The 15,395-nt window shown below is 37.5% G+C and carries 11 protein-coding genes; all 11 read right to left on the reverse strand.

Annotated features, from left to right (window positions below):
- Nucleotides 1-332: 332 nt before the first annotated feature.
- Nucleotides 333-1,502 (reverse strand): glycosyltransferase family 4 protein, encoded by a 1,170-nt coding sequence (locus G586_RS0112040; protein WP_026527959.1) that lies wholly within the window; start codon nucleotides 1,500-1,502, stop codon nucleotides 333-335.
- A 234-nt stretch (nucleotides 1,503-1,736) separates the two neighbouring features.
- The gene (locus tag G586_RS0112045; RefSeq protein ID WP_026527960.1) at nucleotides 1,737-3,803 is read right to left on the reverse strand and encodes a hypothetical protein; all 2,067 of its coding nucleotides are present in this window, start codon (nucleotides 3,801-3,803) and stop codon (nucleotides 1,737-1,739) included.
- Between the two features lie 37 nt (nucleotides 3,804-3,840).
- Nucleotides 3,841-5,580: a hypothetical protein gene (locus tag G586_RS0112050; protein WP_026527961.1), complete on the reverse strand. Its 1,740-nt coding sequence runs from the start codon at nucleotides 5,578-5,580 to the stop codon at nucleotides 3,841-3,843.
- A gap of 33 nt (nucleotides 5,581-5,613) precedes the next feature.
- On the reverse strand, nucleotides 5,614-6,582 hold the full coding sequence (locus G586_RS0112055; protein WP_026527962.1) for a glycosyltransferase family 2 protein: 969 nt from the start codon (nucleotides 6,580-6,582) through the stop codon (nucleotides 5,614-5,616).
- Nucleotides 6,583-6,668: 86 nt separating this feature from the next.
- Nucleotides 6,669-8,219, reverse strand: a complete 1,551-nt coding sequence (locus G586_RS0112060; protein WP_026527963.1) for an O-antigen ligase family protein — start codon at nucleotides 8,217-8,219, stop codon at nucleotides 6,669-6,671.
- A 101-nt stretch (nucleotides 8,220-8,320) separates the two neighbouring features.
- Nucleotides 8,321-8,878, reverse strand: coding sequence for a hypothetical protein (locus G586_RS0112065; protein WP_026527964.1), 558 nt, complete (start codon nucleotides 8,876-8,878; stop codon nucleotides 8,321-8,323).
- 121 nt (nucleotides 8,879-8,999) lie between these two features.
- Nucleotides 9,000-10,715, reverse strand: a complete 1,716-nt coding sequence (locus tag G586_RS0112070; protein ID WP_196811597.1) for an HAD family hydrolase — start codon at nucleotides 10,713-10,715, stop codon at nucleotides 9,000-9,002.
- A complete protein-coding gene (locus tag G586_RS0112075) occupies nucleotides 10,712-12,064 on the reverse strand; it encodes a hypothetical protein (protein WP_026527966.1) in 1,353 nt (450 codons plus the stop codon). Before G586_RS0112075 ends, G586_RS0112070 begins: the two co-directional genes overlap by 4 nt.
- A complete protein-coding gene (locus G586_RS22880) occupies nucleotides 12,061-12,912 on the reverse strand; it encodes a glycosyltransferase (RefSeq protein ID WP_155834124.1) in 852 nt (283 codons plus the stop codon). Before G586_RS22880 ends, G586_RS0112075 begins: the two co-directional genes overlap by 4 nt.
- Nucleotides 12,881-14,032 (reverse strand): glycosyltransferase family 4 protein, encoded by a 1,152-nt coding sequence (locus G586_RS22885; protein WP_051204766.1) that lies wholly within the window; start codon nucleotides 14,030-14,032, stop codon nucleotides 12,881-12,883. The genes G586_RS22880 and G586_RS22885 overlap by 32 nt, the downstream gene beginning before the upstream one ends.
- A 405-nt stretch (nucleotides 14,033-14,437) precedes the next feature.
- A complete protein-coding gene (locus G586_RS0112090) occupies nucleotides 14,438-15,073 on the reverse strand; it encodes a hypothetical protein (RefSeq protein ID WP_026527967.1) in 636 nt (211 codons plus the stop codon).
- Nucleotides 15,074-15,395 lie beyond the last annotated feature (322 nt).

Raw genomic sequence — 15,395 nt, forward strand, 5'->3', positions numbered from 1 at the left:
AACTAACCAAATAACCTTGTATCAATATACAAATCTCAATATTTTATTCCTTAGATCCTATATAGCAATAAATATAATGATTCTTGGAAAACTCAGTAAACCCACCCTGCCTTTCATGTGTTTCTTATGCTGAATATTTAATGACTCGAGTTTCACAAACGCAGTATAACTTTCTTTATATAGTGTTCTAGTTGCCGAAGGATTTTTCGTAAACGCTTGATCACTTTCCAATAGATCCTATCTGAAAAGTACTAAACGCTTATCACTTTTGACTCATCGCCACATAATAAACAAAATCATGGATAAAACATCTAATTTGTCACTTCTACTATTCAGCATACATTACTTAAAATTTCATTATATCTCTTTCCAACATTCTTATAACTGTTATTATCAGCAGTTTTCTTCCCATTCTCAATTAATTTTGCCCTAAGGACATCATCAGAAAGTACCTTGTTTATCGCTGCCGCAATCTCGTCCACATTTTTTTCTTCGCAGAGAATGCCATTTTGTTCATGATTAATAATATCAACAATACCTCCTGATCTGCTTGCAACTACGGGTACCCCTGAAGCCATTGCTTCAATTATTACCAATCCAAATCCCTCTTTACCACCATCATTCGCTGTTATAGAAGGTGCGACAAATACATCAGCTGATGCATATATCTCAGGTAGTTCTTTATGTGTCTTTGCCCCCAGAAAGACTATTTTTTCCCCAAGTCCTCTTGCTTGCTTTTGTAATTCCGTTTCCATATCACCTTTACCAACAATATATAGAATTGCATTATCTACTTTTTTCATAGCTTCAATGAGAAAAGGAATCCCCTTAACCTCTGCCAATCGCCCGACGAAAAGAATTGCTTTCTTATCTCCCTGTTCAAAATAATTTTCTATTCGCCTTTTCTCATCAAAAGCAGATGTGTCGCACCCCATCGGTATTATGCTTGTCTTAGTATTGGGATACATTTTTTGAATGTATCCTTCTAGAGTCCCTGATACAGTTGTAATCCATTTAGCGTTTTTGAGCGTTTTTCGCTTCATTGACTTAAATGGCTCAATATTTAGGCTTGTAACGTCTCCACCATGCCCTGTAACTATGTAAGGAATGCTCTTTATACTAGACTGCATTATTCCTTGAGGGATTATCCAATGCGCATGAACTAAATCCACTTTCTCTGAATAATCTTTCAACGCATGCTTCATACTAAACAAAAGGAACGGAACAAGCAGAATTCTAATTTTCTTTTCTTTAATTCTTGGGACAATAGCTCCAGGATAGCAAAGAGTCTCCCACTTATGTATGGGGAAATAATGGAATCTGTGAACGTTGACACCTTCCATATCCTCATTTTCTTTTGCTCCAGGCGCCATCGGAACAAGAACATGAACATCGAAGTATTCTGTCATTGCCTTGGCGTAATCTAAAATAAATCTAGGCTCTGTATCCCCATTCCAACGCGGAAATGTTGAGCCAGTGACTAATAATCTTTTTTTACTCATATTAGTATGTCTTCCTTATAAATATCTGTCATACAATAAATTAACAATTCACAAAACAAATATCTTTATTGAGAAAATCCTCAATAAAGATATTTATTTTAGGTTCTGTAAAAAACCTTTCATCAAACTCCGCCCCAATATTCTTTATTCTACTTTTCCCCATACTTTTTTGTGAAATTTCAGATTTTTTATCCATAATAGTACGAAATATTTTGTATGAGTGAAGGAATACGATTATTCTTTCAGCTCTTCAGCATCTTCCTTTTCAGTACTCTCAAATTTTAACTCCAGTTTTTCTAGCTCATCCGACATGATTCCTCTAGAAATACCTATATCCAAATATTCATATTCGAGATTCGTCCTTATTCTTCTGATTTCATATTCCGATCCACATGGAACTCCACTATAAAAATCAGAAAGGTTTGATCCCCTATAATATCCATCCACATATACATCAAAAAGAGCAATATCTGTCGTACTTTCTATATGCTCTCCGTCCACTAACGCATCAACATTAAGGACTGGATAAAAATACCTATATATCTTGGTCCCCTCTGCTTCAATCACTTTTTTCTCTGATGCTCCTGCGTAGACATACTCATATGCATATGACATCGTTCTTTTATCATTTCCAAAAATACCCGCATCAACTGTATCAGAAATGTTTACCCTTATAGATCTTGGTTGAAGAGAAAATCCATTTTTGCTTCCTCCGCTCTTAAGGAATGCATCGACTTCTGATGTTATCTCTCTTACCCTATTATTATTCTTATCAACAAGCCAGTCCTCAACAATAACATAAGTGTCACCTGTTCTTTCAGTAAATCTAAGTGGTAACTGTCTGCTATAAATGCCCATTTTACCAGAATTAGTTGTCAACTCTCTTAGTATATATCCCCAATCTCTATATTCAGATACTTCTACTCTATACTCTGATCCGCATGGAATTGCGCCACAAAAATCCGTAACATCTTCAGCCACAAGTTCATCATCAACATAAACATTAAATCTGGCTACTGAACCGGAATCTCCAACTCTTTTTCCACCTATATAGCAATTTACGTCAAGGATTGGGTAAAAGTATCTATACACTGTATGTCCATTGTGATTAACAATGTTTTCATCAGAAGACCCAACATAGGAATATTTATCACTATATGCTTTGTAGGATTCATCATTACCCCAAAGCTTGCCACTAACAGTAGTACCCTCTTTATAATTGACAGTCCTTTTCTGTTTCTTATAATGCATTTTACTTTTTCCTGCATATAAGAAACTGTCTATTTCTGATGTTATATCTCTTATAGGATTTCCCTCAGCATCAATAAGCCAGTCTTCACATGTTACTTCGCAGTCACCCTCTCGCGGTTCAAAGTCGAGCTTCATTGTTCTACTTTCATCAGGCATTATTCCTTTATTTTTGGAATAGGTGTTATACTCATATTCTTGGTTTGTTGATGATGGTACAACCTTATATTCGGACCCGCAGGGAATCCCACCGCAATAATCTGCTAAATTTTTAAAAATCAACCTACCATCAACATAAAGGTTAAAGAATGCAATATCATAATTCGTAAGCTCATATGTGCCCAGATTATCTCCGTTAACGGTATAATTGACATCCAGCACAGGATAAAAATATCTGTAAACAACAGTTTCATCCTTATCTATTGTCACATCTCCGGATGTTCTTACAAATATATATTGATCAGAATAGGCTTTGTAGCTTTTATCATCTCCCCATTTGGATGCATTTGCAATGGTTCCAACCGGTACAGTAATTACACGTTCCTGAAATTCATAGCTTTTGGAACTATTGCCGTCTTTTAGGAATTTGTCAACTTCATCTGTAATCTCCCTGATGGGCTTTCCATTTTTATTTATAACCCAGTCCTCACATACAACCGTAAGGTCCTTTGACCAGTTAGCAACATAGGTAAGATCTCCAATGGTTCCTTTTTTTATAGTGACATCTCTGTTAGGCTTGCCCACATTTTTACCTGTCCATCCTGTGAACCTATACCCTTCTCTTTCGGGTATGCCAAGGGTAATATCTCCTGAATTGATGTTATAGCTCTGAAAATAGGAACCGGTTCCATCTGACATATCAAGCTCAATAGTGTATTCACCAAATAAGATAAACAGACCACCAATGAGGATTCCTCCAAAAACAAGGACACTGACCACCCCGAATATCGTTTTGATTAAGGAATGTTTGTCAACCTTCTTTAGTCTTTTGAATGGATTCGGCTTTCCTGTTTGATCTTTTTTCTCTTTTTTTGTAAATCTAATACTTCTCATTTATTTCCCCAATAAAACAGCCTATAGTCGATTTTAGCTACTCCTCATCATCCGTTATCACTTCATCATTATCTTGCAATTCCTCATCAAAATCGTATAGCTCTGCGTCTTCTTCATATAAATCACTTATCAGTGAATTAGTCCCATTAGCATACTCTCTGGCAGGAACAAACAGCCGTTGCACGACAAATATAGCGAGCATTAGAAGAACGGCCGCAAATCCTGAGACAAACACAAAACCTAACTGGAGAGCGTATTTCCTAAAGAACTCTGCAATTCCTACTCCTATAGTTGAACGATTTCCCGCTTCATTCTGATTCTCCTGTAAACTCATGCCTTCAACTTCTTCTACAAACGCATATTCATTTCCAATGCTTAAAGATAAACCAATGAATACCATATAAATAACAGTATATCCATATGGAAATGGATAAAAAGCACATAGGATAACAAAAAGAGTAGCTATTAAGACATATCCCTTTGAAACCTCGTCAATATCATCATTTTTCAATACATCAAACGTCCTTATAATGAAAAATATCCCAAAGAGCAGGCTAATCGCAAGACCGATAAGCCCATACACAGAAAATATATGTAGCATCTCTCCTTTTGCATCATTAACTGCATTCCAAAGTGCCCATGAATATCCGGCAACAGCCTTTCCTCCGTTCACTTTTGGTGCATTCTCCATGCGTCTTCCAATTGTAATCCCAAATACTATCACCGATAGCACTACTATGAATGACCTTTTGTACCACTTTGCAAAACCTTCTATCAACATAGTCTTAGGATCCTGCTCTTTGGAAAGTTTTTCCCAATAGGGTATAACAAAAAAAAATGCCACAGCAATTATCAAATCTATATATATGCTGTATTCTAAATCAAACTGCTTTTTTATCCCCTTTGCGTTAAAATATGTAAGAAGCGGTGCGTTAGATGCACAAAACGCAAAAAGAAACAACAAAATTGTGTTCTTCTTCATGCATTCCTCTGTTGGCTTTCCCAAGAACTGCAGTCCCATTATAAAAATAAGCATTATCATAAATGCTGCCATGTTCCCATACAAAAATAGAATTACGAAGCTTGCACCTGTAAATAACAGATAGAAATTTTTATATCTTTCATCCTCTTCTACAAGATACAGAATGGCATATACAAGACTTCCCAACATTATTATTGGCATTAGCCATGCAGTATTTCCAAGGATTTTTTCAGTTAGTAAAAGCGTAGCTTTTCCTGTGAATATATATCTATACATGCTAATGAACAAAATTGCATTGGAAGCAGACAAAATCCTTAGAAAATATTTATCAGCTCTGAGCGAAGAAGTAACTACAAAAATCACAAGAAAGCACTCAATATAAAGATATGTTCGCTTAAGCTCAGAATCAAAACCTATAACTTGTACGATAAAACATATCAAAAGAGCAAAAAAACAAATAAACAACAGAAGCTCCTTCTTTCCAAATAAAATGGCACCCTCTTTCTTATTTTTGAGCTCTTTTACTCCGCAATAAATAGCCATAAATAAAATGGCTGTTCCAAAAAGGATATCCCTTAAGGATATCCCCATAAATGCACTTTCTTCATAAATAAGTAAAGGAAGTAAAAAGATAAAAACTCTCACAATATAGCCAACAACATAATCGGAGCCTTCAGAAAGCTCCGGATTAACCGCAGATATTATCTTCCCCCTAAATTCCTTATCTGATATTTTTTTCAGATAGGCTCTCTCTTTTTCCTTTATATTTCCTATAGCATTTTTTAACTGTCCCATCTTTAAATTCCCTGAATAAAACTTGTGTAAAAATCATGTTTCGTCTGTCTTTTTGTCAGATTCCCTTCCATATTCCAGACTTTTAACATGGAACTGCACATCCTGGAGAATCTTCCTGTTTGCAGCAATGGTATCTGCAAGAATTCCTATTACAAAGATAAGGAATCCAATAATTATAAGTGTACATCCCAATATGAGTGACTGAACGTGTCCTGAACTGGTACCGCGTGCCATAAATGAAAGGAATCTTATACCTATTCCAATTCCTATAGCCAAAAACGGCAAACTTATTATTGTAAAAGCCTTCAAAGGCCTATACATAACATAGGCTCTGATTATTGTAAGCATCGACTTCTTTACATAACCCCAGATACTGTTAAATAGCCTTGAAGGTCTGAGCTCAGCATTAGTCCCTATAGGAACACTTGTCATAGGAATGCGCTCCCGGCCTGCCTGAACTATAGTCTCAAGGGTATAGGTATAATCATTGACCACGTTCATCTTCATGGCCGCTTCCTTCGAATATGCTCTAAACCCACTTGGAGCATCCGGTATATCTGTTTTTGACGCTTTTCTTACTGTCCAGCTGCCAAGATGCTGAAGCTTCTTCTTAATATATGAGAAGTGCTCTGTTTCATCTATAGGTCTTGCACCAATTACTATATCTGCCTCACCATTGATAATAGGGCGCACAAGCTTCTCAATGTCTTCACCCTTATACTGGTTATCAGCATCTGTATTTACAATAATATCTGCTCCGCAGCGAAGGCATCCGTCAAGACCGGCGATAAAGCCCTTAGCCAGTCCACGGTTTTGCTTAAAGCTGACAACATGATGAACACCCCAATTCCTTGCAACCTCCACAGTATTATCCTTACTGCCATCGTTTATTATGAGATATTCTATCTCATCAATTCCATCGATATGCTTCGGCAGATCATTAAGAGCCACTTCCAGCGTTTCTGCTTCGTTATAACATGGTATTTGAATTATTAGCTTCATACAGATTAACCCTCCCAAATATCATTAGTAGTATATCATAGAAAAAGCTTATTTAATGATATTTTGTTTTTCTTTCTATATTTATATCAATTCTCCAAAGAACATTCTTCCTGTATCTGATTATTCTCTTCCAGCTTCGATCCTCTATATATAGCCAGAAGTGCAAAATACATGGCAGTTGTAAGTGGATGCGGTCCGTTCAACATAGACTGGATTATATAGGCAATAAGGCCTGCTATAGCATATCCATTAACACCTCTGAAATCTTCATCCTTCAATATTTTCTGAATAAAGTCCTTGATTATAATAACATAAATTCCTACGTAAGATATAAATCCGAGCACACCGGTTGTAAGCAAATACTCCAAAACATCGTTATGGACATTTTCCAAAGTATAGTACTGTCCATAATATTCCTCTATCTCAAACGCAAAATTCAGAGAAATAGTATCTACAAGCCCAGGCCCCATTCCAAATATCTGATAAATAAGATCATTGTCGAGAAATTGATAAACCGCAACATACCATAAGAATCCTCGCCTATTTAAGAAGTACATATCAAACTTCATTATACCGACGATTACGATTGTAGCGACTGCAATTATCGCAAGCACTAAATAAATAACGAACAGCTTCTTAAACAGCTTATCAAACTGTTCTGAATTAAGCTTTAAATTAAGCACCATATGGATTAACAATAGAACAAAGGATCCCCAGCCAATTATCACATGTACATTGTGAGCAAATAAAATAGGAGAAATATCATCAAGCCTTATCTCCGGTCTAAACAGGATAATAACCTTCGCAGCAAATCCGGCTATACTAAACAAAATGCCATTTATCAGTAATCCCCAATATCTATTAGGGCTCCTTAAGCAATATGCTATTAAAAACAAATATGCAAAGCACACAACAACATAAATACTGTCCGAATGTGTAAGGAACATATTCAGATATCCAAAAAACAATACAACACAAGCGCCTGCACGTTTAAATCCATTTTCTGACATCACAAACATCATAACCATGATAATTATGACTATAGATAAATAAGCGCCAAACTGATCTATATTACCAATAGTAGAAGTAAAATGATCCTTCCAATTATCATCCTCGGTCATTATTTTTAGCGGATCAATCCATAGATCATTCAGAACTGCCAGAACCATAGCTATAATGCCACTAATCATCATAGCATAAATACAGCCTGACTCAGGCTTCATTTCTCGTGAAGTAATAAAATACATAAGGGAAAGTGCTATGATCATGGCTCCGCCAACCCCCCATGCCATTGAGCCAGAAAAGGCTTCATGCACATAACCGGAAATACATGATGAGATCAGACTTGTCAGAGCAAAGATGGCAACAAAAATATCCATTAAATCAACAGATGAGATGAATTTTTTTAAGCCTGAAATAAACTCCGCTTTTATTGTTTTTTTCGTTACCCCATTAGCAAGCCATTTTAAAAACAAATAAATGGAGAGTCCCGCACCAATCACAATACTCAGCCACACAATATAATTCTTAGCGTCTAAAATATTATGATATCCATTAGAAATATATAGCGGCGATACAGCGAGAACAAATATAAAATAAATCCTTGCAACATTCTGTTTATTTACTGTAAATTTCACACCCCTTACCCCTTTATGCCAGACATATATCATGGCATAATAAAAGCTGCCATGCCGTTTTAGCCCCGCCATGACAGCTTTATATTTATAAATGATAAATCTTATTTAGCCTTCTTGAAAGAATACTTAATGTTCTTTCCACCAGACTTCTGGAGCTTCTTAACAAGCTTCTTGAAAGCCTTCTTGCTCTTAGCTGTGATTACCATCTTCTTAATCTTAGAGCCCTTAAGAGCCTTCTTGTTGATGCTCTTAGCTGTAAGCTTTGTAGCATTAAGCTTAACTGTCTTTGCCTTAGAACCCTTGAACTGGTTCTTGTTAAGCTTTACAAGAGCAATAGCTGTAAGATCAATTGTCTTAGCCTTTGTGCCTTTGAATGCACTTGAAGCAAAACTTGTGATGTTTGTACCATCAGCATTAGCAATCTTAAGTGTCTTTGTTGTCTTAGTATCCTTTACAGTAGTAACGGTTGTTGTGCCATCTGCAGCCTTAGTAACACTAAGCTCTGTGTCACCTTCGATAACAGAAACAACTTCACCATTACTCTTTTCGTATGCAGTTCTGTTATCAGTCTGCTGATCAGTAACTGCTGCGTGTGACACTGCGGGTGCAGATGTCAGTACCAGTGCTGCGGCTAAAGCAGCTGCAAGTAATCTTTTCATGTTCTCATCTCCCTTACATAGTTTTTTGTAGTAACATCGAATTTATTCTAGCGCTCTTCACAGAAGGTTGTCAACCCCTTGATTAAAAATTTACGACTTCTTGAACCAAAGATTAACAAAATTATACCAAATTGGTCTTTGGCTCAAGCTTCTTTTCCATGACATGCAGGTACTTCTCATTCCCAGATGTTGCCGCTATAATTGGCGCATATGCATCTCTTCGACTTATAGACATCATATGATGATATTTTCCAAAATAGTCGGTATATATCCTGACAAAATCCATTATTCCCTGTTGGATTTCTGCTACGCCATACAGACTTACATCTCTCTTGCCAAATTTCAGAGTAATATCAGCTTCTTCAACGTATATGTCATCCTTACCTTCTCTGTGGTCATTTTCACAAAAGCCGACAAACTGGGGGGCATCAGAAGAAAGCAAAAGCTCCCAAAAAATACTATAGCCCTTAGCAGAATATCGCTTCTTTAGAATATCTCTGCCCTGCCTCTGAAAATACATATATGAAATGAGTCTCTCCGACTGCACAAGCACCTCTGAAGCGTCAGATTCCGTATGATACAAAGTGTTTGTTCCGGCAATTATTTCATATAGATTACAGGGAATCTCAGAAGTCTCATTTATAAGGCGATTAAGCGGCTCCATTCCACTACCAGCCCATTCAACATCTACAACAGCCGCTTTTTTGCAGCCATTTAAGGTTTGCCAATAGTACCTTTCTGCCGCTGCGATTTGTTCATTATTAAAATTTTGTACACTATCACGTTTGGATAAATATACATATTCCGCATTATCCTCAGGATAATGCATTTTATATGATTTAAATAAAGCATCTCCTTTTCGCGCCAGAAACAAAAGCTTATCCAATTTTTCCTTCACATAATAATCATGTATAAAATTACAATATCCTAAAACAAACAGCCCGCCATATATAAAACCGCATTCATATTCCATTGACCGGATCTTGAGCCCATTGTAGATGTTTGCATTTATTATTGCCCTATAAGCAGATCCCACTATAGAAGACATATCATAGGTTCGATACATGCGCTCAGCTCTGTTGATATTAGGATACAGGAGTGAATCTAATCCTGCCTTTTTTGCATTTATTACGTCGCTTAAAGGATTATCTCCAACATGAAGTATCTTTAACAAGCCTCTCTCTTTTGACAAATCCATCTTGACAAGTTTATAAAGTTTCCCATCAGCCTTACTCTTTTTATAATCACTGGAAACGTAAATCCTATCAGCTCCTTTAAAGCCATTCTTTTCAATCAAATTCCTAATTTGCTCTGTGGAAAGATACATATCCGAAATGATTATTATCTTCTTCCCCATCTCGGTGAGCTTTTTCCAGACTTCAAGCATAAAAGGATTGGCATAACAAAGCTGTAGCTCTGTTTCCCACTCTATACGCATTCCGTCAGCTGCATCAATTCCTGTGTTTTCCGCCAGATTTTCCCAAATATCCTTTAGATCAATTTCCGTATGCCCATTTTTCGCTTTGCACTTATGTCTTGCATTCAACTCAGATCGGATACGGATACTTCGAAAATCCTGCATCCCTATCTTTTCTCCAACAAGGTAAAACATGTCTGTTGGCTTGGCAAAGGGACGAAAAATCAACGTATCAAATACATCAAAAGAAATGACATCGTAGTCCCTCATTTTTTTCACAAAGGCCTCCACTGTCACTTCTTTGTTCTTTCTTCTGCTTTGTTCTGACTCACTTTCTTTTATCGGAACACGCTTTCTCTTATTACCCCAAATAAATTCTGCATTTCTCAGGCTGTTAAACCTAAGTTTTCGTTTGATCATAAAATTTTCTGAACGTAAAGAATAATCCTCTGAGTCATTCTTGCGCATAAAAGACTCCAATCAATACTTACGCCACACCTTACTATACTTGCATAGAGCCACCCACTCTCATGAATCGTAGCCCTCTTTATATTACTGCTCTTTATCCGTAGCTTCTTCCCTGCCCAGATAAAAAGTTTTCTAAATAGTCTTAGTCTCTTTATATCCTCATACGAAAGCTCAGCTGCGATATCCTGCGCCTCATACTCCAGCACATCATCGCAGAACTTTAGCCGTCCGTAATTTTCAGCCTCCCACTTGTCAGGGTAAGCCATAAGCTTCTTCAATATCTTCTCACTTACTCTAACACCATTGTCATGAGATGCACTTTCCTTAAGTGCCTTGGCATAATCAATGGCAACATTTGTCATGTCATGTAGGAACTCACCGTTCATCCCCTTGCCATCTTCTATTACGGGCTCATATTTATCATTCAACTTTTCATATGAAAGAGTCATGCCCGAGTCTTCTGAAAAAACAGCCTCAAAAAGGCAATTGCTAAATAGGACCTTCTTCTCAATATCCTTCCACGGCCTAAAATAAAATGTATGATAAGTATCCTTATCTACGTTCTTAGGAAGATCATACAGTCCAAAATAGTACCCTTCCAGTTCTACTCCTGGCTTTTCCACGCTAATAAGTCTCTTTAAGCTTCTCTGAGTAGTTCCAACCCAGCCACTGTCTACAATAGCGATTTTTCCATCTTCCATCATGCCTTCCTGTCTCAGATACCCAAGCACAGATGAAAGCCTCGGTTTTGCATGCTCATACACTATAGGCCAGATAATTTCCAACCTCTTTTTGGCTTCTTCCTTCCAAAACAGTATCTCAGGCCTTGCTAAAACTTTATCCAGAGAATCTGTATAGCCCATCTCCTTAGAAACCCACTCGATCTCCGCGTCAGACAATGCCCCTCTTTTGAAAATTTTGCGTATTGTCACATCAATTCCGGATAAAAAAAGGAAATCCAAAAATGACTCCTTTGAAATAGCCATTTCCGGAATTCTAAGTGAATATCTTGAAACCCTTATATATTTTAGAATCGGATAGCTCTGATCATCCCTGCATAGCTCCAGGGCAGCTTGATAAACAGGGTATGCATCTCTCGAAAGAAAATACAGCCTCTTTATCTCTCGCTTTTTAGCATTATCTACCACCCACTTTGCGAACTCACATATAACAGGCGCCCAGGTACTTAAATAATGTTCCTGCAAACGCCCGCATCCGTCCCCGTAAGCCTTGGATACGCTCAAAAGAGCCATACTATATGCAGGATTTTTCTGAAGTACTTCCTGATAATACTCGATCAAAGACTCTTCCTCATATTCTTGACAAACTCTACAACCTTCACAGGAACAAACAGACTTATAAATGGTCTTAAGCAGTGCACCCATCCAAACGGAAACAATAGTCCCATTTCCTTGAAGTTCTGATACCTTATCCTTGCCTCATAAAGGCGAAATTTAAAACTCCTCACATGATAACTTTCTCTTTCTACATGATAAAGAAAAAGATCTTCCTGTATGTTATATCCCTTACCGCCTTGCCTGAAAAGCCTCATGAAAATCTCATAATCCTCACATCTTAGTGTCTCTTCACGAGCCGCATATCCCCCGCTCTCCATCAGAATCTCTCTTCTATACATAACGGTAGGATGAATATAGGGTGAGTATCTTAAATAATCCTTAGCAGTCGGAATCTCCGGTCTCGTAGTCTGGCCCCAAATTCCTGCGCTGTCAAAAACCTTGGCATTGGTACCGCACCAGTCATATTCCTTGTGCTCCTCCAGGAACTTGTACTGCTTATCAAGTCTCTTCGGTAGTGATATATCGTCGACATCCATTCTGGCGATATATCTTCCTCTGGTTCTCTTCAAACACTCATTCAAAGAAAACGCAAGACCGTGATTTTCCTCACTTCCGATGGGAACAATTCTCTTATCCTTCCTGTGAAGGGCTTTAATCTTTTCGGAAACCTCCCAGTCTGACCCATCATCATAAATGATAAATTCAAAGTTCTTAAATGTCTGTCCCAATATTGAATTTACAGCATGATCCAAGTCATCACGGGTTCTTTCGTTATAAACCCCCATAATTACAGAAATCTCAACTGGTTCCATCTTTATCTCATTTTCCCATCTTTGCAATTGCCCTGTCATAGATCTCTTCCAGGGTCTTTTTTGCAGATTTTTTCCAGAATATTTTACTCAGTTTATATGCCTGTTCTGAATAGGTCTTCCTTAAATCCTCATCATTTTTTATTCTGATGATAGCATCTGCAAATCCATCTACATCATCATGTTTGCAAACAACGCCGTTATCCCCATGATGCATATATTCTCTCGTACCACGATTATCTGCCGCTATTACAGGGATTCCACATCCGAGAGCTTCAACAGCAGCCATTCCAAATCCCTCTCTTATAGAAGGAAAAGCAAACACATCGCAAGACTGCAGTACTCTCTCCATATCGTCCCTATATCCCAGAAGCCTTACCCTCTCGGAAAGTCCCAGCTCAGCAATAAGCTGCTCAAGTTCCTCCTGCATTGGACCTCGCCCACACATACTATAGTAGATATTCTTATCTGAAAGCTTAGCAATAGCTTTAATCACAACTGACTGGTTTTTATTTCCATTAAGCTCAGCTGCAGTAACTATATGAAAAGCATCCTTGGGGATTCCAAGCTCTTCTCTCACTTCATCCCTTATCTCCGGCATCGGATGAAACTTATCCGTATCAAGACCGACTCCATGCAGAAGCTCAACTTCCCCATTCTTACGCATCTTGAAGTTCTTAGCCCTTAAAAAGTCCTCCTGATTGATGGTTATAATCACATCGGTCATTTTTGCAAGAAACTTCTCAGCAGGATAAAACATAATCCAATATGGTTTTGGTGCTCCCTTAAAGAAATGGAATCCGTGCGCAGTATATATCATAAGTGGCTTCTTACCACTGCATACACCCGCCATTCTTCCAAGCATGCCGCCAACAGGATTATGGCAATGTACAATATTTATATTTTCATCTTTAATTATTTTTGATAACTGGGTTAACCCCTTGAAATTCTTAATCAGATGCCAGGGCTTCTTATGAAGTGTTATAGGATGCATAACTATCCCCTGATTATTAAGATCTTCTATATCAAATTTATAGACAGGATTGGTGAAATCCGATGCATAATGCACCGTATATCCTCTCTCCTTAAGCACTTTCACATCATTATCAAGAAACTGTGGCAAAAATCCCGCAGTACTTGACACAATCAGAGCATTACTCATCCCTCACCCCAACTACTATCGTATATAACGCGTTTCTACAATTACATCATTTTACGACAATCCCCCTCATTTTACAACTCTAATGCAGAAGCCATTTGGGCCATCATTCTACTTATGTGATATATCATGTTATATGTTTGCATACTATTTATCAAATGCTTCTCACCGAGTTAAATATTACCAATTATTACATTTATATTCACAAAAAATTAACTACTTTTTTATCTTGACTTAAGGTATAATATCTTTAGTTTAAAGCAGAAAGCAAGTTAGAAGTTCTCCATTGCAATAACCGAACAAAATCTTGTTGTGCTTCAATCCCATAGGCTTAGTGACATTAATAATTAAAACCTCCGATCTCCCGGAGGTTTTATATTTTTGCAAATCTCAATATCACTAGCAAAATTACTGTGCCTGCTGTTCCAATTCACCCGTAGCAAGTTTTTCCCAATCTGAAGCCACAATATATTCTTCAGTTATTTCATATCCAAGTTCTGTGTATCCATCCGCAGGAGCTTCATAATATTCAACTTCTGCAAAAGAAATGTAGCGGATATACTCTTCTCCTTCAATTTCAAAGATTTCAATCGGGTAGTAAAATGTCTCAGTAATTGAGCTCTCTAAAACGTCCAGATCAATATCATCATTCATTTTTGCTGAAAAATGATCTGCCAGCACTTTAGCTGCTGCCTTATGGGTTGCCTCATCCTTAAAATATAGATTGTAGCTTGCTGAATCTGTCGTCCCATCATAAGTAACATATTCACAGCTGCTGTCATATGAAATGAAGTTTACCATTGTAGTTCCGGATATGACACCATCATCCTCTGAGTAATCAACTTTTTTACTATCAAGAACAGATTTTACGTCAGCTTCTGACATGCCAATTTCAATCTGGTCAATAAGTGCCTCTCCTTCAGCGATTGTAGCATCTGTATCCAATGTAAGAGCCTTTACTCCATCGTCGTTCCCAAAGCATCCGGTCAAAATCATTAACGGTGCTACTGCTAATAAGCATTTTTCAAAGATTGTTTTTTTCATACTTTTTATCATTCCTTTCACTTCGCTCAGGCACAAACATGGAATGAAAAAATCTGTCTGTGCATCCCCTCTACATTTTCTCAATAAAGCCTTATACTATACTAAGGAACAGCGGTATACTACAGAGCACGAGAGGAGGTGTGGCGAAGTAGTTTATTTCGACCCCGTATACTTATATGTGTCGTCGCCCTCACAAGTACAAACAAGTGGGACATTGAGCCCGGACTCTTAGCATTGGTATAAGCCAACTTATATAGTCACAGGACGACAGTCAATGCTGCTGTTCCCTTTTCAGTAAAGGTGGTGATCTATAATGATGAGA

The sequence above is a fragment of the Butyrivibrio sp. VCD2006 genome, assembly GCF_000423925.1.
Taxonomy (GTDB): Bacteria; Bacillota; Clostridia; order Lachnospirales; family Lachnospiraceae; genus Butyrivibrio.

Bases quoted from the DNA above. Each gene is read 5' to 3' on its own strand.
- G586_RS0112050 (WP_026527961.1), bottom strand. From the start codon at position 5,580: ATGGGACAGTTAAAAAATGCTATAGGAAATATAAAGGAAAAAGAGAGA.
- G586_RS0112040 (WP_026527959.1), bottom strand. From the start codon at position 1,502: ATGAGTAAAAAAAGATTATTAGTCACTGGCTCAACATTTCCGCGTTGG.
- G586_RS22885 (WP_051204766.1), bottom strand. From the start codon at position 14,032: ATGAGTAATGCTCTGATTGTGTCAAGTACTGCGGGATTTTTGCCACAG.
- G586_RS0112070 (WP_196811597.1), bottom strand. From the start codon at position 10,715: ATGATCAAACGAAAACTTAGGTTTAACAGCCTGAGAAATGCAGAATTT.
- G586_RS0112055 (WP_026527962.1), bottom strand. From the start codon at position 6,582: ATGAAGCTAATAATTCAAATACCATGTTATAACGAAGCAGAAACGCTG.
- G586_RS0112065 (WP_026527964.1), bottom strand. From the start codon at position 8,878: ATGAAAAGATTACTTGCAGCTGCTTTAGCCGCAGCACTGGTACTGACA.
- G586_RS0112090 (WP_026527967.1), bottom strand. From the start codon at position 15,073: ATGAAAAAAACAATCTTTGAAAAATGCTTATTAGCAGTAGCACCGTTA.
- G586_RS22880 (WP_155834124.1), bottom strand. From the start codon at position 12,912: ATGACAGGGCAATTGCAAAGATGGGAAAATGAGATAAAGATGGAACCA.
- G586_RS0112045 (WP_026527960.1), bottom strand. From the start codon at position 3,803: ATGAGAAGTATTAGATTTACAAAAAAAGAGAAAAAAGATCAAACAGGA.